This is a genomic window from Aquimarina celericrescens (genome assembly GCF_042682765.1).
Classification (GTDB): Bacteria; Bacteroidota; Bacteroidia; order Flavobacteriales; family Flavobacteriaceae; genus Aquimarina; species Aquimarina celericrescens.
Window position 1 is genome coordinate 68008 of sequence record NZ_JBHUHY010000009.1, and the last position, 22595, is coordinate 90602.

Annotated in this window: 25 protein-coding genes; 13 read left to right on the forward strand and 12 right to left on the reverse strand. The window is 34.9% G+C overall.

Annotation, left to right across the window (positions count from 1 at the left end):
• Positions 1-30: 30 nt before the first annotated feature.
• The gene (gene pruA, locus ACFSJT_RS10645; protein ID WP_378320242.1) at positions 31-1659 is read right to left on the reverse strand and encodes an L-glutamate gamma-semialdehyde dehydrogenase; all 1629 of its coding nucleotides are present in this window, start codon (positions 1657-1659) and stop codon (positions 31-33) included.
• Between the two features lie 159 nt (positions 1660-1818).
• Here pruA and ACFSJT_RS10650 point away from each other — a divergent pair, with 159 nt between their 5' ends.
• Together ACFSJT_RS10650 and ACFSJT_RS10655 are read left to right on the forward strand one after the other, a co-directional pair.
• On the forward strand, positions 1819-2535 hold the full coding sequence (locus tag ACFSJT_RS10650; RefSeq protein ID WP_378320243.1) for an NRDE family protein: 717 nt from the start codon (positions 1819-1821) through the stop codon (positions 2533-2535).
• Between the two features lie 37 nt (positions 2536-2572).
• The gene (locus tag ACFSJT_RS10655) at positions 2573-3562 is read left to right on the forward strand and encodes a DUF6695 family protein (RefSeq protein ID WP_378320244.1); all 990 of its coding nucleotides are present in this window, start codon (positions 2573-2575) and stop codon (positions 3560-3562) included.
• Here ACFSJT_RS10655 and apaG read toward each other — a convergent pair.
• The 3 genes from apaG to ACFSJT_RS10670 form a co-directional block, all read right to left on the reverse strand.
• Positions 3559-3945, reverse strand: coding sequence for a Co2+/Mg2+ efflux protein ApaG (gene apaG, locus ACFSJT_RS10660; RefSeq protein ID WP_378320245.1), 387 nt, complete (start codon positions 3943-3945; stop codon positions 3559-3561). The genes ACFSJT_RS10655 and apaG overlap by 4 nt on opposite strands.
• On the reverse strand, positions 3946-5097 hold the full coding sequence (locus tag ACFSJT_RS10665; protein WP_378320246.1) for a DUF3667 domain-containing protein: 1152 nt from the start codon (positions 5095-5097) through the stop codon (positions 3946-3948).
• A gap of 75 nt (positions 5098-5172) precedes the next feature.
• Entirely contained in the window at positions 5173-6453 is a 1281-nt protein-coding gene (locus ACFSJT_RS10670; protein ID WP_378320247.1) for a type IX secretion system plug protein, read from the reverse strand.
• A 175-nt stretch (positions 6454-6628) separates the two neighbouring features.
• Between ACFSJT_RS10670 and ACFSJT_RS10675 the strand changes: the two genes are divergently transcribed.
• The 9 genes from ACFSJT_RS10675 (at position 6629) to ACFSJT_RS10715 (ending at position 15101) form a co-directional block, all read left to right on the forward strand.
• Entirely contained in the window at positions 6629-7984 is a 1356-nt protein-coding gene (locus ACFSJT_RS10675; RefSeq protein ID WP_378320248.1) for a Na(+)-translocating NADH-quinone reductase subunit A, read from the forward strand.
• A gap of 4 nt (positions 7985-7988) precedes the next feature.
• Positions 7989-9224 (forward strand): NADH:ubiquinone reductase (Na(+)-transporting) subunit B, encoded by a 1236-nt coding sequence (locus ACFSJT_RS10680; RefSeq protein ID WP_378320249.1) that lies wholly within the window; start codon positions 7989-7991, stop codon positions 9222-9224.
• A 2-nt stretch (positions 9225-9226) separates the two neighbouring features.
• Positions 9227-9982, forward strand: coding sequence for a Na(+)-translocating NADH-quinone reductase subunit C (locus ACFSJT_RS10685; protein WP_378320250.1), 756 nt, complete (start codon positions 9227-9229; stop codon positions 9980-9982).
• 3 nt (positions 9983-9985) lie between these two features.
• Entirely contained in the window at positions 9986-10684 is a 699-nt protein-coding gene (locus ACFSJT_RS10690; protein ID WP_378320251.1) for an NADH:ubiquinone reductase (Na(+)-transporting) subunit D, read from the forward strand.
• Between the two features lie 12 nt (positions 10685-10696).
• Entirely contained in the window at positions 10697-11413 is a 717-nt protein-coding gene (gene nqrE, locus ACFSJT_RS10695; protein WP_378320252.1) for an NADH:ubiquinone reductase (Na(+)-transporting) subunit E, read from the forward strand.
• Position 11414: 1 nt separating this feature from the next.
• Positions 11415-12722 (forward strand): NADH:ubiquinone reductase (Na(+)-transporting) subunit F, encoded by a 1308-nt coding sequence (gene nqrF / locus ACFSJT_RS10700; RefSeq protein WP_378320253.1) that lies wholly within the window; start codon positions 11415-11417, stop codon positions 12720-12722.
• A gap of 83 nt (positions 12723-12805) precedes the next feature.
• The gene (locus ACFSJT_RS10705; RefSeq protein ID WP_378320254.1) at positions 12806-13684 is read left to right on the forward strand and encodes a DUF4846 domain-containing protein; all 879 of its coding nucleotides are present in this window, start codon (positions 12806-12808) and stop codon (positions 13682-13684) included.
• A 38-nt stretch (positions 13685-13722) separates the two neighbouring features.
• Positions 13723-14100, forward strand: coding sequence for a Na(+)-translocating NADH-quinone reductase subunit F (locus tag ACFSJT_RS10710; protein ID WP_378320255.1), 378 nt, complete (start codon positions 13723-13725; stop codon positions 14098-14100).
• A 5-nt stretch (positions 14101-14105) separates the two neighbouring features.
• Positions 14106-15101, forward strand: coding sequence for an FAD:protein FMN transferase (locus tag ACFSJT_RS10715; protein WP_378320256.1), 996 nt, complete (start codon positions 14106-14108; stop codon positions 15099-15101).
• On the opposite strand, the gene ACFSJT_RS10720 is transcribed toward ACFSJT_RS10715, so the two are convergent.
• From ACFSJT_RS10720 to gpmI, 5 genes are all read right to left on the reverse strand, one after another.
• Complete coding sequence (locus ACFSJT_RS10720; RefSeq protein WP_378320257.1) at positions 15098-15865, reverse strand: class I SAM-dependent methyltransferase; 768 nt, start codon at positions 15863-15865, stop codon at positions 15098-15100. The genes ACFSJT_RS10715 and ACFSJT_RS10720 overlap by 4 nt on opposite strands.
• Positions 15866-15913: 48 nt before the next feature.
• Complete coding sequence (locus tag ACFSJT_RS10725; RefSeq protein WP_378320258.1) at positions 15914-16285, reverse strand: GxxExxY protein; 372 nt, start codon at positions 16283-16285, stop codon at positions 15914-15916.
• A gap of 57 nt (positions 16286-16342) precedes the next feature.
• Positions 16343-17161 (reverse strand): type I methionyl aminopeptidase, encoded by an 819-nt coding sequence (gene map / locus ACFSJT_RS10730; RefSeq protein ID WP_378320259.1) that lies wholly within the window; start codon positions 17159-17161, stop codon positions 16343-16345.
• 58 nt (positions 17162-17219) lie between these two features.
• The gene (locus ACFSJT_RS10735) at positions 17220-17807 is read right to left on the reverse strand and encodes a thioredoxin family protein (RefSeq protein WP_378320260.1); all 588 of its coding nucleotides are present in this window, start codon (positions 17805-17807) and stop codon (positions 17220-17222) included.
• 93 nt (positions 17808-17900) lie between these two features.
• On the reverse strand, positions 17901-19418 hold the full coding sequence (gene gpmI, locus ACFSJT_RS10740; RefSeq protein WP_378320261.1) for a 2,3-bisphosphoglycerate-independent phosphoglycerate mutase: 1518 nt from the start codon (positions 19416-19418) through the stop codon (positions 17901-17903).
• Between the two features lie 308 nt (positions 19419-19726).
• Here gpmI and ACFSJT_RS10745 point away from each other — a divergent pair, with 308 nt between their 5' ends.
• Positions 19727-20101, forward strand: a complete 375-nt coding sequence (locus tag ACFSJT_RS10745; RefSeq protein ID WP_378320262.1) for an ankyrin repeat domain-containing protein — start codon at positions 19727-19729, stop codon at positions 20099-20101.
• A gap of 358 nt (positions 20102-20459) precedes the next feature.
• On the opposite strand, the gene ACFSJT_RS10750 is transcribed toward ACFSJT_RS10745, so the two are convergent.
• A complete protein-coding gene (locus ACFSJT_RS10750; RefSeq protein WP_378320263.1) occupies positions 20460-20633 on the reverse strand; it encodes a hypothetical protein in 174 nt (57 codons plus the stop codon).
• Position 20634: 1 nt separating this feature from the next.
• On the opposite strand from ACFSJT_RS10750, the gene ACFSJT_RS10755 reads away from it, so the two are divergent.
• Complete coding sequence (locus ACFSJT_RS10755) at positions 20635-21021, forward strand: ankyrin repeat domain-containing protein (protein ID WP_378320264.1); 387 nt, start codon at positions 20635-20637, stop codon at positions 21019-21021.
• Between the two features lie 80 nt (positions 21022-21101).
• Here the strand turns inward: ACFSJT_RS10755 and ACFSJT_RS10760 are convergent, their stop codons facing one another.
• Entirely contained in the window at positions 21102-21866 is a 765-nt protein-coding gene (locus tag ACFSJT_RS10760) for a M48 family metalloprotease (protein ID WP_378320265.1), read from the reverse strand.
• A 166-nt stretch (positions 21867-22032) separates the two neighbouring features.
• The gene (locus ACFSJT_RS10765) at positions 22033-22500 is read right to left on the reverse strand and encodes a CAP domain-containing protein (RefSeq protein ID WP_378320266.1); all 468 of its coding nucleotides are present in this window, start codon (positions 22498-22500) and stop codon (positions 22033-22035) included.
• Positions 22501-22595: the final 95 nt, after the last annotated feature.

Here is a 22595-nt window from a genome sequence, read left to right on the forward strand (position 1 = left end):
ATAAGGCGCTTTTAAGTTATATGTTTAAAATTATTCTCCCAAGAAAGGATATCTGTAATCAGACGGAGAAACAAATGTTTCTTTGATTGTACGAGGGGATACCCAACGTAATAGATTAAGGTATGATCCGGCTTTATCATTGGTTCCAGATGCCCTGGCACCACCAAAGGGTTGTTGTCCTACAACTGCTCCTGTTGGTTTGTCATTGATGTAAAAGTTTCCGGCACTATTTTGTAGTGCTTTTGTCGCCTCGGCAGCTGCGTAACGATCAGTAGAGAAAATTGCTCCGGTAAGCGCATATTCACTGGTTTGATCAACTAATTCTAGTGTTTCAGACCATTTATTATCCTCGTAAACAAAAATAGTGATGACAGGACCAAAAAGTTCTGTACACATGGTGGTATATTTTGGATCTTTGGCTACAATTACTGTAGGTTCAATAAAATATCCTTTTGATTTATCATAATTGCCACCGGCTATAATTTCTGCATCTTTATCAGTCTTTGCCTGATCGATATATTTTGCTAGTTTATCAAAGGAACCCTCATGGATAACAGCTGTAATAAAGTTACTCATATCTTCTGGAGATCCCATTTTAAAAGATTTAATATCTTCTTTCACGTATTTCTCAACATCTGCCCATAAACTTTTTGGGATGTAGGCTCTGGATGCTGCGCTACATTTTTGACCTTGAAATTCAAAAGCACCTCTAGAGATACCTGTTGCTACTTGTTTTGCATTGGCACTTGGGTGAGCGACAATAAAATCTTTTCCACCAGTTTCACCTACAATTCTAGGGTAGGTCTTATAATGATGGATATTCGTGCCAATCTTGGCCCAGATATCCTTAAATACATGTGTACTTCCTGTAAAATGAATTCCTGCAAAATCAGGACTTGCTAATATGGTGTCTGTGATCATTACAGGATCACCATAAACCACATTGATTACTCCATCAGGAACACCTGCCTCCTTAAAAATATCAACGATAACTTTTGCAGAATAAATCTGACTATCACTTGGTTTCCAAACCACGGTATTTCCCATTAAAGCAGCACTAGCAGGTAAATTTCCTGATATCGCTGTGAAATTGAAAGGAGTAATAGCATATACGAAACCTTCAAGAGGTCGATATTCTAATCTATTCCATGCATCTGAAGTGGAATCAGGTTGATCCTCATAAATCTGAGTCATGAATTCTACATTGAAACGTAAAAAATCTATGAACTCACAGGCCGCATCAATTTCTGCCTGAAAAATATTCTTAGATTGAGCTAACATTGTAGCTGCATTTATTTTTGCTCTGTATGGACCTGCAATTAATTCTGCAGCTCTTAAAAAAACCGCAGCGCGTTGTTCCCATGCCAGATCTGCCCATTTTTTACGTGCCTCAAGAGCAGTATCTATTGCTTTTTGAACATGTTTTTTTTCGGCCTTATGATAGGTCCCTAAAACATGTTTGTGATCATGAGGAGGAGACATTGTATCTGTATCTCCAGTTCTTATTTCTTGCCCGTTAATATATAAAGGTACATCTACCTTGGTATTGTACATTTTTCTGTAGGTTGCTAGAACTTCTTCTCTTTCAGGTGTTCCTGGTGCATATGACTTTACTGGCTCGTTTATAGCCGTAGGAACTTGAAAAAAACCTTTTCCCATAATATATTGTGTTATTATAAATTAGTAAGATGTGTTAGTTACTCAGGATAGCAAAGATAGAAAATTATATAGGGTATTATCCATTTTAACCTTTTATAAACATTGCACAGATATATATTTTTTTTGTAAGTTGTGATGAATTTAGCCGACCCAAAATTTATGTGTACAGTTACGTTAATCCCAATTCAAGAAAATGATTTTATTCTTACCTCTAATCGTGATGAGATAATAAATCGAAAAACATTACAGCCTGAATTCTATCAGGTTAATAAAACGAGAATGGTATTTCCTAAAGATACAGTTGCTGGTGGAACATGGATTGGAGTGAGCGACAAGAATACTATGGTTTGCTTGCTTAATGGTGGTTTTGAAATTCATGAAAGACTTTCAGCGTATAGACAAAGTAGAGGAGTCGTAGTCAAAGATTTATTAGAAGCCAATGATGTAGAAAAAGCTATTAACGATTATGATTGCAGGGGTATAGAACCATTTACGATTGTTGCTGCGAATTGGCAGTCGGATCTTTTATTTTTTGAATTTGTCTGGGATGGACAACAAAAACACTTTCGTACCTTAGAAAAAGAAACACATATTTGGTCGTCTTCTACATTGTATACGAGTGAAATGAAAAGTATGCGTGAAAAATGGTTCGAAACGTTTAAGAATGAAAACATTCTTTCTTCTAATACAATTTTAGATTTTCATAAAAATGCAGGGATAGGAGATAAAGATGTGGATCTGCAGATAGATCGAGGTTTTTTAAAAACTATAAGCATTACCCAGATAGTTAAGAATGACGATGCGCTAAGTATGCGATATGAAAATCTGCAGAACAAAGAAGTGAATACTGTCATTTTTGATGCGATTACAGTTTAATTAGACAGGGGATTGATTAACAAAAATTTTGAATGGAGTGAGCTATACAGGCAAAATAATTTCACTCGCGTTTCCGGATACCTTTGTAAAACATTCTGATGAATCATCGACCAAAGTACTTTTGGCGCTTGGTCTAGGGAAACAAAATTATATCAAGGCAGGGCATGCTGCATTTGTTCTCATAGAAAATGAAACTGGTAATGCAGAATATTATGATTTTGGAAGATATATTACACCACAGGGGTATGGTCGTGTACGAAGCGCTGTTACTGATGTAGAATTAGAAATCCCTTTTCAGGCTGACCTAACCAAGGATAAGGAATTGACTAACATAGAGGAGTTTTTACTTTGGCTCGAAGCAAATCCAGATAAAACCCACGGTAGTGGTCGCTTAGTCGCTTCGGTTTGTGATTATATATATTACCAAAAAGCTAAGAGTTTCGTTATAGCTGTTCAGGAAAAAGGGAGTATTCCATATAAAGCTTTCGGAAAGCAGGGTAGTAATTGTTCGCGTATTGTAACTGATACTATTTTGGCGGGTACAGATCACGCAAAAATCAGAAAACCTTTATTACGCAACAAATTGTTTACGCCCAGCCCCTTGGGAAATGTTGAAAAGGCCTCTTTGGGTAATCCAATTTATCAAGTAGAAAATGGAAAATTAAATATCTATCCGGGTTCAGTTCTGAAAGAAAACCTTATCAATTATTTCGATAAAAATATTCCAAAAACCCCATATAATCATGTAGTGAGTCCTAATGGTTTCATGAAAAATGCACACTTTCTTTCGGGGATAGGAAGTAGTGCATATTTTATTTTGGATAGTACTAGTAAGAAGAATATATTCGAAGTAACACGATATACCGAATACGGGAAACTGGATTTTAAGGGTCTTTTTGAAGTAAAGAATATTTCATTTAACATATCTGAAGAGTATCGGTTTGTGTATGACTCCAATTGTAAATATTGTCATGTGGAACAAAAAGGTAAGAGAGTAAGATTTGATTTGATAAAAAGAATTGCTTAGTTGAGAGCAAAAGGAGTACTTAACTTAAATCCGGGAATCATTACTTTAAATTTTCTGGTAGAAGTAAAATTGACCATATTGTAATGCCCTTTCATAGAACCAAATGGTGAACTAAGTAAACAACCACTGGTATATGTATGTGATTCTCCTGGTTTAAGAACTGGTTTTTTCCCTATTACACCTTCACCTTCTACTATTTCAGTATTGTTTAATGCGTCTTTGATTTCCCAAAAACGAGAGGTGAGTTGTACAGAGTCTTTACTTTGATTTTCAATAGTAATCTTGTAACCAAAGGCAAAATGAATCTTATAGTTCTTATAGAACGTACCTTCAAAGGTGGTGTCCACCGAAATCTTAATGCCTCTTGTTACTTGTTGAACCATTTAAAAAATAAAAATCGATCCGGCTATGGTAATACCAGATCCTATTGCCGCTAAGATAAAAAATAAAACATTCACTAACAGAAATTTAACAATAGTTTTACCTCTTCTTTGATTGTAAAACTTACGCATGGCTTTATATAGATAAAATAAGAATACGAGCATTGCAATACCAGTGGCAGATCCGGTTTTGGTAATCTGATCAATCAAAATTGCAATTCCTACTAAAATAAAAAACATAGTTTGAGTGTGAAATGTGAATACCAGATGTTCCATATAAGTACAAGATCTCCTTACATACAATAACCAAATTGCTAGTGCAAAGAATGGAAGAAAGAAGAATATAATAAAAGGTAGTTTGTTGAAAATGAATTCTAATAATTCCCTTCCATAATTTTTATTGAGATTATTGGTTTTAATAGCTCTTTGGTAAATATATCGGTTAAATTGACTTTTTTGGTGGTTTAACTCGGTTAATGCGCGATACGCAGATTTTTGACCCGTTTTGTCGTAATGATCACCATACATCGACCAAAGCTTTACGCCCTGATTAAAGAGATTCATAGTGTCAATTTGGGATTGTGTATAATAAATTACTTCTTCAGGTTCTTGCTTTTTAGTAATAAAAGGAGCGGTGTTTTCTATGTTCGATAATTGCTCATCAAGTATTTTCTTATCTGAAAGCGAAAGATCTTCGTTTTTCTTTATTTCTGCATTAATTTTATATCGTAATGAATCTGTAGCAACGTCTTTTTTTATTTCATCTATAACCTCCTTCCCCTTAGTTACATTATCTTCTATGCCAACACTGAATCCATCAAAATCAATAAACAAACCATTGATAATGAAGAAAATGATAGAAACGCTAAGATAAAATCTAAACGGGTTTGCGTATTTAATACGCTTTCCTTCAACATACTCTTTAGATATTTTTCCGGGACTAAATAATAGTGCAACTATGGTATGTCTTAATCTTGAATCGTAAGAAAATATGCTAGCAAAGAATTCACTAAAAAAATCTTTGAATGATAATTTTTTGGTCGTATTAATTTGTCCGCAATTATGACAATACCGATCAATGATGTCCAATGGAACTCCACAATTGAGACATTCATTCCCTCTGTACTTTTTAAGAAATCTCCCCTTTTCTTTCATGTATATTGGTTTAATCAAGTATGGGTTCTAAAATAAAAGTAGTTTATTAAAATCCCAAAAGAATGCGTACTTATTCTAGTTGGTTATGTTTGCCGAGTTTCCAATTCCTTTTCCGATGGCTCGATCATAACGGGCTCCGGGAGCCCGATAGTAAGGGATTACTGTGTATTCGTTTTCGGTTTCATCAAAATTACCACTAATGAACCCTGGATCTATAGTCCCATCAGGTTTTAAAAGAACATATCTGTAATTATAGAATCCTTGTTTAAATAATCTTTTGGTGTAGTACAATCCACTTTCTTTATCATACAGCAGCTTTGTTGATTCATCTAGCACGTAATTATTGAAATTTCCAAAAAGATGAATAGTACCACCGTCTAATGGTTCGTAACATTCTAATGAAAAATGTATCCAGGCATAATCTGCTTCAACATTGTTGTTATCTGCATTAAGATTACGAATAACAAAGTTCCCGTTAATGTCGGGATTATACGTATATCTTCTGTTTGCTCTTACTACATTGCGATGTAAGTAATTATGATATATGTCTTGTAAATCAATGCGGCCGATGCCAGCGTTAGAAGCTCTGATGTCTTTATTGTCAAAAAAAAGAAATTCGTTTCCGCCCCAAAAACCAGATTCCTGATCATATTTGTAAACAAGTTGATTGGCAATAGTAAATTGGGGTATCAAATTAGTAATGCCCTGACCAATATTATTATTTTGCATTACTAGTGTTTTTACCGTACGTTTTGGGTCTCTCAATATTTCATTAGGTGAATTTATTTCAAACTGTACAGACTGTTTTGTATTTATAAAGTTAAGATCCCTGGATCTTTTGATATATACTTTTACTGTTGTTCTGTTTTCATAAACAATAAATTTTCTGGAAAAAACCACTTGGTCATCGTCATTATAGATTTCTATGATATAGTTTCCACTAACTTTAAGTCTTCTTGTGTCTTCATTAGGAATAGTTAGTGTATAATGGCTGTATAATTGTAAAGTGTTAAAGGAATTCTCCCAATTTACTATTCTGATTTCATCAAAACCATCTAGATACTCATTCTTGAAAAGCACAGAAGGTGTCCAGTCAAAATTATGATGAGTAATACGATAATAATAATCTGCTTCATCTCCATTAATATCGTCAAAAGTTATTTTTATAGGTTTTCCTAATTCAATAATGGGGATGTTTGTAAATTCTGAATCGCTGTAGAACTGAATCGTTTTAATATGATCTGCGTCAGAAATGCTTTCAACAGACTGAGCGAAAAAAGTATGGGGGATGCCAGATGCAACCGCAAAAAATAATAAGAATTGTTTAAGCCTACGAGGCATTATTTCAAGAATCATAGGTGTAAATATAAACAAATTGTATGCCTAAAGAATAAGAGAGTATTTTTAATGGATAAAATCCATTATTTAGAATCATTATTAATAAAACTTTATGACTGAACCGGCTTTCACTTACGTGTTTTAATTAGTAAATTTGCGAGATTTTTTTAGTTAATTAACATAGACTACAAATATGTCAAAAGACATTCGTATCAGAAAAGGCTTAGACATTAAGCTTGTTGGAGAAGCAGAGAAAGTTACTGTAGATGCAACAAGAAGTAATGTTTTCGCAATTAAGCCTGACGATTTTCACGGTATTATCCCCAAGGTTGTTGCTAAACAAGGGACAGAAGTTAAAGCCGGCGAACCACTTTTCCATTCTAAATCCAATGAAAAAATGCTTTTTCCTTCTCCGGTCAGCGGAGAGGTTGTGGAAATTGTGCGTGGTGCCAAAAGAAAGATTTTAGCTTTCAAAATTCTTGCAGATAAAGAACAGCAATATGCAGACTTTGGAGTAAAGGATGTAAACGCTATGAATGGCGATGAGGTAAAAACGCACTTGTTATCTTCAGGTTGCTGGCCTTTTATTAAACAACGCCCTTACGATGTGATTGCAAATCCCGAGGTCACCCCAAAAGCTATTTTCATATCTGGATATGCAACAGCACCTCTTGCTGCTGATTGTGATTATATTCTCGAGGGCAAAGAAAAAGAACTGCAAACAGCAATCAATGCGTTGGGCAAATTGACTAATGGTCAAGTGCATGTATCAGTAGGGAAGAAAAGCAATTCTCCTTTGGCCGGTCTTCATAATATCTCATTACATAAAGTACACGGTCCGCATCCCGCGGGGAATGTAAGTGTACAGATCGCAAAAATTGATCCTATTAATAAAGGAGAAATTGTTTGGGTAGTAAATCCTCAGGATCTTTTAGTAATCGGGGAGTTGTTATTGACTGGAAAATTTAATGCAGAACGAACTATTGCTTTGGCTGGTTCCTCAGTAAAAAATCCAAAATATTACAGGACCAAAATAGGTGCCCAAGTTTCATCTGTAGTGTATGATTCTGGGGTGCATGATGAAGGAAATATTAGAGTGATTAGTGGCGATGTGCTTACCGGTGAAAATGTAAAGCCAGATGGTCATTTAGGATATTATCATAACTGTATTACAGTTATTCCAGAAGGAGATGACTATGAGTTTTTTGGATGGAATAGACCAGTATTTAATAAAATATCGACTTCAAGAGCATTAACATTTTCGTGGTTAATGCCCAACAAGAAGTACGAATTAGATACCAATACAAACGGCGAACATCGAGCTTTTGTAGTGACTGGAAATTATGAAGAGGTGTTTCCGCTTGATATTTATCCATTGCAACTTTTGAAAGCATGCATGGTAAATGATCTGGATGCTATGGAACAATTAGGAATGTACGAGGTTGCTCCGGAAGATTTTGCGCTTACAGAATTTGTATGCGTTTCTAAACAGCCACATCAACAGATAATTAGAGATGGTCTAGACGTAATGTTAAAAGAAATAGGTTAATGCTATGGGATTGAAAGAAAAATTACATAAACTGAAACTTAAATATAAGGGTAAGAAAATGGCTCCTGCATTTAATGCACTTCATACATTTTTATATTTGCCTAATGAGACTACACATTCTGGTGCCCATGTTCGAGCAGCAGATGATTTGAAACGTACGATGAATACTGTCATCATTTCACTTATTCCTTGTTTACTTTTTGGAATATTTAATGCTGGATATCAGCATTATGCTGCTATAAATGGTTTTCCCGAAAGTTTTTCTTTATTCAGAGACTTCATTAACTGGGACAATTTTGTGATTGGAGCATGGACCGTGCTTCCTCTGGTTGTTGTTTCATATGGAGTAGGACTTGCAGTCGAATTTGTCTTTGCAGTGATTAAGGGTCATGAGGTAGAAGAAGGATATTTGGTAACCGGAATGTTGGTTCCGCTTATAGTTCCTGTAGATATTCCTCTTTGGATGTTGGCGATCGCAGTAATTTTTGGTGTGATTATAGGAAAAGAAGTTTTTGGTGGTACTGGAATGAATATTCTCAATCCGGCACTTACCATTAGAGCATTTTTATTTTTTGCTTATCCAACATGGATGTCGGGAGATAAGGTTTGGGTGCATGGAGCGGTTGAGCGCGCAGATACGCCAGATGCTATTTCTGGAGAAACTATTTTAGGCGGTTTAGCACAAGGAAAGGAAATTCTTACTGCTGCAGGAACCAAAGGGAATGAGATTGCTTATTCAATATCCGAAGCGTTTTATGGGTTTATTCCTGGTTCTGTTGGGGAAACTTCAAAGCTTCTAATTTTAATAGGAGCCGGATTTTTGATATTCACCAAGGTAGCCAGCTGGAGAATTATTCTTAGTGGATTCGTTGGAGCCGCTATTATGGGACTATTATTTAATGGTATTGTTGATGCAGGATGGATCACAGAATCTAGCAAATTTTATGGATTAATGAGCACTCCTTTTTGGCAACATTTAATTATTGGAAGTATTGCTTTTGGAGTTGTATTTATGGCCACAGATCCGGTTTCAGGATCTCAAACCAATAAAGGAAAATGGATTTATGGATTTTTGATCGGATTTATATCAATTTTAATTCGTGTGTTTAACCCGGCATATCCTGAAGGAGTATTTTTAGCAATACTTTTAATGAACGTATTTGCTCCAACTATCGATCACTATGTGGTTCAAGGTAATGTAAAGAAAAGAATGAAACGTTTAAAACTTAAAACTGCTTAATTATGGCGTTTAATACAGATAAAAATTCTTACACAATCATATTTGCCATCGCGATGGTGGCAGTGGTTGGTTCGTTATTAGCGTTTACAGCTTCTTCGTTGAAAGGTAAGATAGATGCTAATAAAAGAACAGAAAAACAGCAGAATATTTTATTCGCGATGGGTGTTACAGATGCAGAAGATCCAAACGAATTTGTTCCTGCAGAGAAAGCACAGGAATTATTTGATAAATATGTTGGAGATAAGCAATATATTGTTGTAAATGGGGAGGCTCAAAAAACTAAAGAGGCTTTTGATATAGAAGTCAAAAAAGAAAATGATAAAGTTAAGCGAGATTCTTCTTACGAAAGAAAGAATCCACTTTTTATTGGTGAGCGCGAAGGAGAAACATACTACATTATTCCATTAAGAGGCACTGGTCTTTGGGGACCTATTTGGGGATATGTTGCTTTAGATGAAGGATATAGTGTTGTTAAAGGTGCTTTTTTCGATCACGCTACAGAAACAGCTGGCTTGGGAGCTAATATTACAGAAGCTTATTTTAGAGATGATTTTATTGGTGAGCGTATTTTGAATGCTGCTGGAGATTATAAAGGCATCACAGTAAAAAAAGGTAATGCAGATCCTAAAAATCAAAGAAAAGATGACAACGCTGTAGATGCATTAGCAGGAGCTACCATTACAGGCGATGGTGTAACCGCTATGGTTAAAAAGGGGATAAAAATGTATCAACCTTATTTTGAAACGTTAAAAAAATAACAGATGGCTGAAGTAACAGAAGAAAAAGTTGAAGTTAAAGTTAAAGAGCCAAGGGAGCCTCTATTTTCAAAAAAAAATAAGAAATTATTAACCGATCCTCTTGCCGATAATAATCCTATCACGATACAAGTATTAGGGATTTGTTCTGCATTGGCGATTACGGCCCAATTGAAACCTTCTATTGTAATGTCAATTTCTGTGATTTTTGTAATGGGTGTTGGAAACGTAGTCATCTCTTTAATGCGAAACATTATGCCTTCTAAAATTAGAATCATCGTTCAGCTGGTAGTTGTAGCGGCATTGGTGATTATAGTAGATCAGGTGCTCAAAGCTTTCGCATATACATTAAGTAAAGAACTCTCGGTATTTATTGGTTTGATAATTACCAACTGTATTATCATGGGGCGTTTTGAAGCCTTTGCTCTTGGTAATGGCGTATGGAAATCGTTCTTAGATGGCATAGGAAATGCAGCTGGATACGGTTTGTTATTAATAATCGTTGCTTTTTTTAGAGAATTATTTGGTTCGGGTACACTTTTTGGAATCAAAGTATTAGGAGATCCGGTTGAGAAAACAGGCTTATATGCTTTAGGCTATGAAAATAATGGTTTTATGGTGCTGGCCCCGATGGCCTTAATTACTGTTGGAATTATTATCTGGGTACAAAGAAGTAGAAATAAAGCATTAATCGAAGATCATTAAAATTAAAGAAGTATGGAATATTTAGAGTTGTTTTTAAAATCAATTTTTATCGAAAATATGGTATTCGCATTCTTCTTAGGGATGTGTTCATATCTTGCAGTATCTAAAAAAGTATCTACGGCAGTAGGTTTAGGGGCTGCAGTAATTTTTGTTCTGGCCATAACAGTACCTCTTAATTTTTTACTTGATAAGTATTTACTGCAGGATGGTGCTCTAGCTTGGCTTGGTCCAGAATATGCAGATTATGATTTAAGTTTTCTTACTTTCATTTTGTTTATTGCAACTATTGCAACAATGGTTCAATTAGTAGAAATTGTAGTAGAAAAATTCTCTCCTGCTTTATATAATTCATTAGGGATATTTTTACCACTAATTGCAGTAAACTGTGCTATTTTAGGGGGATCACTATTTATGCAACAAAAAGAGTTTGCTAATATTTCTCAAGCTGCAGTATATGGTGTAGGATCAGGTATAGGTTGGTTTTTGGCAATTTTAGCAATCGCTGCCATTCGAGAAAAAATCAGATATTCAAATGTACCTGCACCACTTAGAGGATTAGGTATTACTTTCATTCTTACAGGTCTTATGGCTATAGGATTTATGAGTTTTGGGGGAATGTTAACCGGGGGAGACGAAGAGGACAAAGAGGAGACGAAAGCTGCTCAAGTTGAAAAAGAAAAGACTACAAAAGAAGTAGCCGAAAATACTAACGTTATAACACTTAAATAATATGATATTTTTAGCATCTACTGGTGGAACTATAGCAATAACGATTATCTCGTTCTTGGTTCTGATTCTTATTTTAGTGGGAATTTTATTATTTGCAAAAGATAAATTATTACCATCCGGACCCGTAAAAATAACCATTAACGGGGAAAAAGAAATTGAAGTTGCTTCAGGTGGGACGTTACTATCTACTTTAGGTAGTCAAAAAATATTTTTACCATCTGCATGTGGAGGAGGCGGAACTTGTATACAATGCGAATGCCACGTATTATCTGGTGGAGGAGAAGCATTACCTACTGAAACGCCTCACTTTTCGCGTAAAGAATTACAGCATGGAGCACGTTTGGCTTGCCAGGTTAAGGTAAAGCAAGATATGAACATCGAGATACCAGAAGAAGTTTTTGGTATTAAAAAATGGGAAGCAGAGGTAGTTCGTAATTATAATGTAGCTTCGTTTATTAAAGAATTTGTAGTTCGCATCCCTGAAGACATGGGGTATAAGGCTGGAGGGTATATTCAGATTGAGATACCACCTTGCGAAATCAAATATTCTGATATTGATATCACCGCACATCCAGAAGAACATGATACTCCTGATAAATTTCAGAAAGAGTGGGATAAGTTTGGTTTATGGCCACTGGTTATGAAAAACACCGAGACCGTAGAGCGTGCTTATTCGATGGCTTCTTATCCTGCAGAAGGAAGGGATATTATGCTAAACGTTCGTATTGCGACTCCACCATGGGATAGAGCCAAAAACGGATGGATGGATGTAAATCCTGGTGTTGCTTCATCATATATATTTGCTCAAAAACCAGGTGATAAAGTGACAATTTCGGGACCTTATGGTGAGTTTTTTATCAATGAATCTCAGGCTGAAATGTTATACGTAGGAGGAGGAGCTGGTATGGCTCCAATGCGTTCTCATTTATATCACCTATTCAAAACATTAGAGACGGGACGTAAGGTTACCTATTGGTACGGCGGTCGTTCTAAGAGAGAATTATTCTATCTGGATCATTTTTATGACCTGGAGAAGAAATTTGATAACTTTAAGTTCTATTTAGCGCTTTCTGAGCCATTAGAAGAAGATAATTGGAAAGTAAAGAAAGATCTTGATGATGAAGGAGATGGATTTGTTGGATTTGTTCATAATTGTGTGATCGATAATTATTTGAATCATCATGAATCACCTGAAGATATAGAATTATATTTCTGTGGTCCGCCATTAATGAACAAAGCTGTTCAAAAAATGGGTGAGGATTTTGGTATCCCAGATGAGAATATTAGATTCGATGATTTTGGAGGATAAAACAAAGTTTTTTAAATAAACTAAAAACCGATATAAATATACTTATATCGGTTTTTTTATTTTTGAATAGCAATTATAGTACAATGAAAAAATATATTCTTTCTCTGGTGATAGCTGTCGCATTACTACTGATCTTAAAAAATAGTGCTAGAGGTAAAATGGCTGGTAATTATATTAAAGGAGTAGTATCGACTGTAAGTATTAAACCCGATTATATTAATACATCAGGAAATTCTATCTCTACGCGAGTTCTGCTTCCAGATGGTTACAAAAGAGTGGTGTATGAAAACGGATCTTTTGAAGAATATCTCCGTAATTATAGAATAAAACCTCATGGCAGTAAGATTATTAATTATGATAATAGCGAATATTTTGCCCAGAATTGGCATGATGCGATTCTTGAAGTTCCAGTCCCATCGAACGGATTGCAGCAATGTGCGGATGCGTTAATGAGAATACGTTCTGAGTATTTATGGAAACACAACAGAAAAGGCGAAATTGGATTTAATTTTACCTCAGGTCATTATTGCTCATGGCAAAAATATGCCAAAGGATATCGACCTAAGATAAAAGTTAGTCATGTTACTTTTCATAAGACAGCTTCTCCCGATTATTCAAAATTCAATTTTTATAGATATCTTAATTTAATTTATACATACGCCGGGACCTTATCAATGTATAGCGAGCTTCAGAAGGTACCTCTTAATGAAATAAAAATCGGGGATATGTTGGTTAAACCAGGTTCACCGGGTCATATAGAAATTATCGTTGATGAAGCTATTAATGGGCAAGGAGATAAATTATATCTTCTTGCTCAGGGTAATACTCCGGCCCAAAGCGTTTGTTTGCTCAAAAATTTCGAAAATGCATCTATTTCTCCTTGGTATCGTTTTGACAAAAATGAGCCTGTATATACACCAAGTTATTATTTTGATAAAACGATATTTATACGTTTTAAATAATTCAAATTTTATTAGATAGATTGTATCTTTGCCGCGCTATGGATAGGATATTAAACAAACAAGAGTTGCATAATCTTGCGATGAATATCGTAGGAGAAGAATTAGAAAAAAAGGGTTTCGAATTCATCGCTGTGAATAGTAAATTAGGAAAACATCCTCAGTTTGTATGTATTGATAAATCCAACCAACGCTATTTTGTTTTGGTTAGAGCTATTTCTTATCCCGATAATCCACACAATTATGATATGATTTGGATGGAATCTTTCAAAAAGCATGCAAGAGAACAAGAAGCTAAGGTTTTTTATGCCGGAGTGGGCCTACAAAATGCAGAAAATCCCAATAAACCAGTTATTCTGAATCAAGATTATATATTAGAATATGCAGGGTTACAAACTATTGAAACTCATCTTAACTAAACAGTATGATTCGTAATGTAATTGTTGTATTCCTATTTGGGTGTTTAATTTCTTGCGAAGACCAACCTAAATCTAAGCTTAATTATACTCGAGGGGAAGCATTTGGAACCAGCTTTTCAGTTCAATGTATTAGTAAAGAAAAAATAGACCTTTCTCAATCTTATGATAGTATTATTGATGTAATTAATACTTCGATGTCTACTTATATTGAAGATTCTGATATTTCACGGATTAATCAGGGAGATACGACTATAGTCGTAGACGATCATTTTAAAAAAGTATTTACTGCGTCAAAAAGAATTTATAAAGAAACTGAAGGCGCATTTGATCCTACTATTGGTATTTTAGTGAATGCTTGGGATTTTGGTCCAGAAGGTAGAGTAACATCATTAGACAGTCTTAAAATAGACAGTTTATTAGTGTCAGTAGGTATGGATAAGGTTATTTTGAGGGGAGAAAGGATTTTAAAAACTCATGCCAATACCTTTATAGATTTTAATGCCCTGGCAAAAGGGTATGCGGTGGATGTATTTGCTGAGTTTCTCGACGAGAAAGACTTTGAGAATTATTTGGTTGAAATAGGGGGTGAGATTCGAGGAAAAGGGAGCAATATAGTGAAACAAAAGCCATGGAGAATCGGTGTAGAAGACCCTAACTTTGATGATACACAATCTTACAGTAAGGTGATTGTGTTACAAAATGAGGCTATGGCAACTTCAGGAAGTTATCGAAAATATAAACTTGACGAAAATGGTAATCGGTATGCGCACATTATCGATACTAAAACCGGTTATCCTCATAAATCTAATGTATTGAGTGTTTCTATACTCACAGATAGTTGTATGGAGGCCGATGCATACGCCACAGCATTAATGTCGATGGGGCTAGAGCGTTCTAAACAATTCTTGAAAAACCATCCAGAGCTGAAAGTGTATTTTATTTATGAAGATGTAAATAAGGAGTTGAAAACACTTACTATGAACGGATTTCCAGAAAATTAAGGCTTGTAACAAACCGGAAGTATTTCTCCCTCTGCTAGACAATATTTTACGACTTCTTCTTTGGTCAATTGATTGGTATAATCTACTTCCTCAACCGTAAAACCAATGGTTCTTAATTTTTCGAAATAATCTATTCCGTATACTCTTACATGATCATATTGTCCAAATATTGTTGCACGTTCTTTTGCATCGGTAATGCTGTTATCTTCAAATGTAGTTTCTCTATCTAGATCCTGCGGAATTTGTAATATTGCCATACCACCCGGTTTCAAAACCCTAAATATTTCTTGCATAGCCTTGGTGTCATCAGGAATATGTTCTAAAACATGATTACAGAAAATGGTGTCATACTCATCATTTTTGAAAGGTAAATTGCAAATATCTGCTTTTACATCTGCCAGAGGAGAATTGAGATCAGTGGTTGTATAATCAAGATGTCTAAGTTTCCTGAATCTTTTATAAAAAGCCTGTTCGGGAGCAAAATGCAATACTTTTGCCGGAGCAGAAAAAAAATTGGTTTCATTCTTAAGATATAACCAGAGTAATCTGTGTCGCTCTAATGATAATGTAGATGGAGAAAGCACATTATCCCTTTGGTTTTCATATCCATAAGGTAAGAACTTTGAAAAGCTTTTGCCATCAATTGGATCTGTGTAGGTATTTCCTCTTAAAACTAATGAAATAATAGGCCTAACCAAGTAACTCAACCTGATCAATAAAGGTCTGGGTATGGTATTGAGTATGCGTTTAAAGAGTTTTTTCATAATTAATTACACAAAGGTCTCAAAGAAGGCATAAAGTTTCACGAAGATTTACATAATAAAGCGTTTGATTCCATTTTTAAGTAAACTTACATGAAAATTAATAAGAAGGCCAAGTTTATATTCTCCAAGTTTTAGATAGGTAAGAATTTGTGCAGAATGAACATCGGTAAAATATTCTACAGTCTTTAGTTCAATCACAACCTTATTTTCAATTAAAATATCAATACGATATCCTTGATCAAGTTTTATGTCCTTATATATAACAGGTAAAGCTTTCTCCTTTTGAATTTCTAGACCTTTATTTTTCAACTCATAGCATAGACATTCTTGGTAAGCCGATTCAAGAAGGCCAGGACCAAGATTTTTGTGAACCTCTATCGCACATCCAATAACGATTCTAGATATTTCATCTTCGGTCATACTTTGTGTGGCTTTGTGATTTCTTAGCGAAACTTTGTGTAACTTTTTTAGAGAACGCTAAACTGTTAGTATCTCTTGTCTAAATGCATCCTCTTCATCAGACTCAATGCCTAAAGCTTGGTAGATATACTTAAAAGTTGAGAGAATCTCGGGTTTACCATCAATAATTGCTACATCATGTTCGAAATGAGCACTCGGTTTACCATCTGCAGTAAGAATAGTCCAACCATCTCTTAATTGCTTGATACGATGTGTTCCCATATTAATCATGGGTTCTATAGCAACGACCATGCCTTCAATGAATTTTTTTCCTCTTCCGCGTCTACCATAATTAGGCATTTCGGGATCTTCATGCATCTTTCGACCTAGACCATGGCCTACTAGTTCTCTAACCACTCCATAACCTGCTTCTTCTGTAAATTTCTGGATGGCGTATCCCACATCGCCCACACGATTTCCAATTTTAAACTCTGCTATACCAACATACAAAGACTCTTTAGTAATGCGAAGTAGCCGTTCTATCTCTTCCGATACTTCTCCTACAGGAAAAGTATAAGCATGATCTCCATAAAAATCGTTTTTAATGGCGCCACAGTCGATAGATATGATATCACCTTCCTCAAGAGGAGTGTTGTTAGGAATCCCATGAACTACTTGAGCATTTGGACTCATGCAGAGTGTATTGGGAAAGTCGTATAATCCCAAAAATCCTGGAATTGCACCATGATCCCTAATGAATTCTTCTGCGAGCTTATCTAAATGTAAAGTGGTTACACCAGGTTTAACTTCAGAAGCCAACATGCCTAATGTTTTTGAAACAACCAACGCGCTTTCTCGCATCAATTCTATTTCTTCACGTGTTTTGGTGATAATCATAAGCTTATAGTTCCATAGTAACGGAGGGCAAATTTACGAAGAATATAGGATATATAATTTAATCCTCGTAGGAATGTTTGTATGGCTGGCCAGATACGATGGCAAGTATATCTTTTTCTAGAGTTTCTTGTGCAAATTCTACATAACGACCTATTTCCTTTCCATCTTTGTAAAAGATAAAGGTGGGCACACGTACAATATCTAATCCTTTTTCAAGACCATCAGGAGTATTTTTTGCTCTGGTGACTGTTATAAGTTCTAAGTTTTCATAATCGAATTCGGCAGCATCTAATATTTTATAAAACGTCGGGGTTTCCCTTTTACTGTCTCCACACCAGGTACCCATAAAAGCTTTAATAGAAACATCCTTAAGATAAGGTGATATTTTGGTTACAGTTTCGGTATCTACTGTATAGTTTTCATAATGTTTGTTGAACCAGGTGTCGTATGGTTCTTGTTCCAGAGCTTTTCTATCTTGTTTACCTACCAAAATTTCAGGTTTTGATTGTGAGGAAGGTGTATTTTTATCTTGTTCTGACACTTCGTTGGGACTCTTTTCTACAGCTGGTGAATTATTTACTGAAATTGACGCGCTTATACATGCGTTTAAAGATAAGGCAATAAAGATTATATATATTTTCTTCATTTTTTTTGATTGAGTACAACTAATATACTAGAAAGGTAAGACCAACTGCAATACTTTAAATGTAGTTTAACAAAAAAGAATCAGTGTTTTTGTTCACTTTACTAAGGACTTTTGAGTCATAGCTTCTGGTTGAGTAACTCCCATTAGATCTAAAATAGTCGGTGCCATATCTCCTAATACTCCATCTTTTACCTCAATTCGATCGTTGTCTATCAAAATAAAAGGAACTGGATTGGTAGTATGTGCTGTATGGGGAGTGCCATCGGGATTGATCATAGTTTCGCAATTACCATGATCGGCAATCAATAAGGTAGTATAATCATTTTCGAGACCTGTATTAACTACATCTTTTACGCAAGCATCTACAGCTTCACAAGCTTTGATAGCTGCTTCCATTACCCCTGTATGCCCTACCATGTCCCCATTGGCAAAGTTTAAACACACAAAATCGACCTCGCCTTTTTCCAATTCGGGAACCAAAGCGTCTCTAAGCTCATATGCACTCATCTCTGGTTTTAGATCATACGTAGCAACCTTTGGAGAATTTCTTAGAATTCTGGTTTCTCCTTCAAAAGGTTCTTCTCTTCCGCCAGAAAAAAAGAAGGTGACATGAGGATATTTTTCGGTTTCGGCAATTCGAATTTGCTTTTTACCAGCACTGGAGAGTACTTCGCCAAGAGTTTCCGTAATATTTTCCTTGTCATAAACTACTTTGATATCGTTAAATGTGTCATCATAATTAGTCATGGTAACATAATATAGAGGCAACTTATGGGTATTGTACTCATGCATATCTTTTTGAGAAAGCATTTCGGTTAGTTCTCTACCACGATCAGTTCTGAAATTAAAGAAGATCACAACATCATCATCTTTTATAGTAGCCATCGGAGTGTTGTTTTCTTGAACTAGAATAGGTTTTATAAATTCATCAGTAATTCCATTGTCGTAGCTCAATTGAATACTTTCTAGAGCATCATCAGAAGATTCTCCAATGCCGTTTACCAGAAGATCATAAGCCAATTTAACCCGTTCCCATCGTTTATCTCTATCCATTGCATAATATCTTCCAATAACAGAAGCTAACTTTCCTGTAGTTTGAGACATGTGATCTTGAATATCTTTTAAATGCCCTTTACCTGATTTTGGATCTACGTCTCGACCATCTGTAAAAGCATGAAGAAAGACATTCTTTAGATCATAAGAGTTTGCCGCATCAAGTAGACCTTTGATGTGATTTATATGTGAATGCACACCACCATCGCTTACCAACCCCAAGAGATGAATATTCTTGTTATTAGTTTTAGCGTATTGAAAAGCATCTATAAGCGCAGGTTCATCTTTCAAAGTGTTTTTTTCTACAGCTAAATTGATTTTAGCCAAATCCTGATACACGATTCTACCAGCACCCAGATTCATATGCCCAACTTCGCTATTTCCCATTTGTCCATCCGGAAGTCCTACATGAAGTCCATCTGTACGCAAAGAAGCATAAGGATATTTTTTGTATAAATTGTCAATGAAGGGTGTTTCTGCATGATCAATTGCTGATACTTTTGGATCAGGAGAGGTACCCCATCCATCTAAAATCATCAAGATTACTTTCTTGTTCATAACGAGCTCAGAATTAAAATTTTGGTTGGTTGTTATTTAAATTTGCTCTTTTTAAAAAGGTACAAGAAGCAAAGTTACAACTTCATCGATAAGCATACAAAAAGCTAGAGTTATTCCTAGGTCATTTAAACTTTTTATTAAAGTTATGAGTAAGCTGGTTTTTATGAAATTCTTAACTAATCTGTGTCTAGAAGGTTAAAAATGAGTTATTCTTAAAATTTGAGTATTATTTTTTAGAATAATATAATTCATTTGTACTGTCAAATTTGGCAAAACACAAATCAATAATGAACTTAAAAAAGTAAAAAATGAAAAAATTATCAATTTTAGTGTTAAGTATGACCATGAGTTTCGTATTTGCAAACGATCCGGTAAAAGATCTTGATGCTTACAAAGTAGCAAAAACAGAAGCTGTTAATGTTTCTCCTTTTTGCCTTTCGATCGCAAAAGGTGACTACGAGATGACAAAAAAAATGATTGAACTAGGTACAGAGGTTAATCAATTTTCAGAAGGGATGACTCCACTCATGTATGCAGCTCGTTACAATAGAGTTGAGATCATTAAACTTCTGGTTGCAAACGGAGCAAAACTTGGAACTAAAGATAGTAAAGGCTTCAAAGCAGTTAAATACGCAGAATTATCAGGGGCCCATGAAGCTGAAGAATTGTTATTGAGCCTATAATAAAAAGGAGTTTTTGCTCCTTATAGTAGCTCAAGAAAGACAAAGTAAAACCGCTATTTCATCTAAATAATAATGAATAGCGGTTTTCTTTTGATTGATAATGTTGTAATGATTATCAAAATATGCTATCCACTAAAAAGTTAAAAACATGTTATTTAATGGTCTAATGTGATAAAATGAAACTATTAATAGTATATTTGCGTGTATATATATCATTAATCAATAGTAAAACTATCATTTTTTAATTTATGAGAATAGCCACTCGTTATCAATACAGTTTTTTAGACTTTACTTTTGGTGGATACGATATTGGAACAGTAAAGATTTTGTTTGATTGATTGATTTGTTCGTTCTCCTCTTAAAATTCGATTACTACGACCGTAGTAATCGAATTTTCGTTTTTATCGGCAATCACAATATTTTGTTGTAGTAAGGTTAAAGTTCTGTTATTTAAAAATATATCTGTAACAAATTTATAAGTATCGAAGTCTTGTATATATAAGTCAATCAATAACTCAAAAATCAATTTCATTATGAAAAAATCAATTTTTACCGTATTAGCGGTTATGTTTATTGCTTCTGCAAGTTTTGCAACAGGAGTAGAAATGACTACCAATAGTCATAATTATGAGCAAAAGATCTTGAAAGCTAAAGTAAGTCCATTTTGCATGGCTATAGTAAAAGGGGATTTAGACACAGTCAAAAAAATGATCGAATTGGGAAGTGATGTAAACGAGAAATCCGAAGGGATGACTCCACTTATGTATGCCGCCCGTTACAACAGGGCAGACATTATTAAGGTACTCGTTCAGAAAGGAGCAAAAATTAGCACCAAAGACAGTAAAGGTCATAATGCTATGAAATTTGCAAAATTATCAAACGCAAAAGATGCTATAGCAGTTCTGGAGGAGTTGTCTTAAGCATTGAAATTTTTGTAAGAACTAAAAGCTATTTGAAAATGTTGTTGAAGCATTTTTTGAATAGCTTTTACTTATTTAGTTTATTTACTAAATTCTTTTATAGCTTCTCTTATTTTTTCTATACGGTTATCGGGATCGGGATGAGTACTTTGAAATTCAGGAACTCGATCTGGTCCGGCCGCAGCCTTTAATATGTTCATGACACCAATCATTTCTTCCGGATTGTATCCAGAATTGATCATAAACAAGACGCCAAGTTTATCGCTTTCTAATTCATCATCTCTGCCATTTCCCAGTAGTATATTTTTTCCAATATTATTTACAATGCCTCCTGCATCAGCACCCACAGATGCTCCTGTAGAGATCGTTTTCCAGAATTCATGTTCGGCAATTCTTTCTGCAGAATGTCTTCCAAGCACATGTCCAATTTCATGACCAAGCACACCGGCGACCTGATCTTCATTTTCAAGCTGAGAAAGTAGGGCATAAGTGATAAAAATCTGCCCCCCTGGTAAAGCAAAGGCATTGATGGTACTGGGATCGGCCAAAAGATGAAAGTCGTATTTGTACGGCGTTTGTTTTGCCATACTCGAATTGACCAATTTACTACCTACCCTATCGATATAACTTTGCAATTTTTGATCAGGATGTAGGCCTCCGTGTTGTTGAGCCATCTCAGGGGCACTTTGCAAACCGATTGCGATTTCCTGATCACTGGTCATATTAATATTTTGTACTCTTTGAGTATAAGGATTCAAGGTTTCATTATTGCATTTTTTAAAGAAAGCGAAAGCTACAATTGCAAGACCTATAAGTATTCGGATTTTTAAACCGCCACGTCTCATTAGAATTTGAAAATAGTTAATATTTAAAGTTACTAAATAAAAAAGTTGCTTACTAATAAAATGTTTAAAACACTTTTTAGCAAGCAACTACTAGAGGTTTCTATTTTACCATTCTATAGTAAAAAATTAGGATTAGTGCTAACTAGCATAGTTGAGTTTGCATAGTTTAGCGATAAAAAATTTGAGTATAATAGAATCGTCCGTTTTCATCTTTGACGGCAGCAATACCAATATGTGTATAATTTCCTTCTATATTGGCTCTGTGGCCACTACTATTTAACCAACCCGTCATTACAGATTGTGCAGAATTTTGACCCGACGCAACATTTTCTCCAAAACTTCTGGCATTTTCCTTTTCTTGTAATGTTTGAAACTTTGCATCTCGATTATCATGACTGATACGACCCTGAGAAATCATATATTTTGAATGATCAATAGCCAGTTCTTCGGCAGTGGCGCTTTTTGCTAAAATAGATAAGCTCTGGCTTTGTCTATGCTCATTCACTAAGTTCAAAATTTCATCTACTACAGTAATTTCATTAGTAGTATCAATATTACTGTCATCTTCAGAACAAGAAAACATGATTAGCGATAAGATTAAAACTAATATTGAACGATGAAATATTATTTTCATTTTAATTTACTTTCTTTAATTAACTTAATTTTTTAAGTTTTAGTATTGTAGGGAACCCTCTATTAAACTAAAGTTTTTTTATTTGCATGCCAACT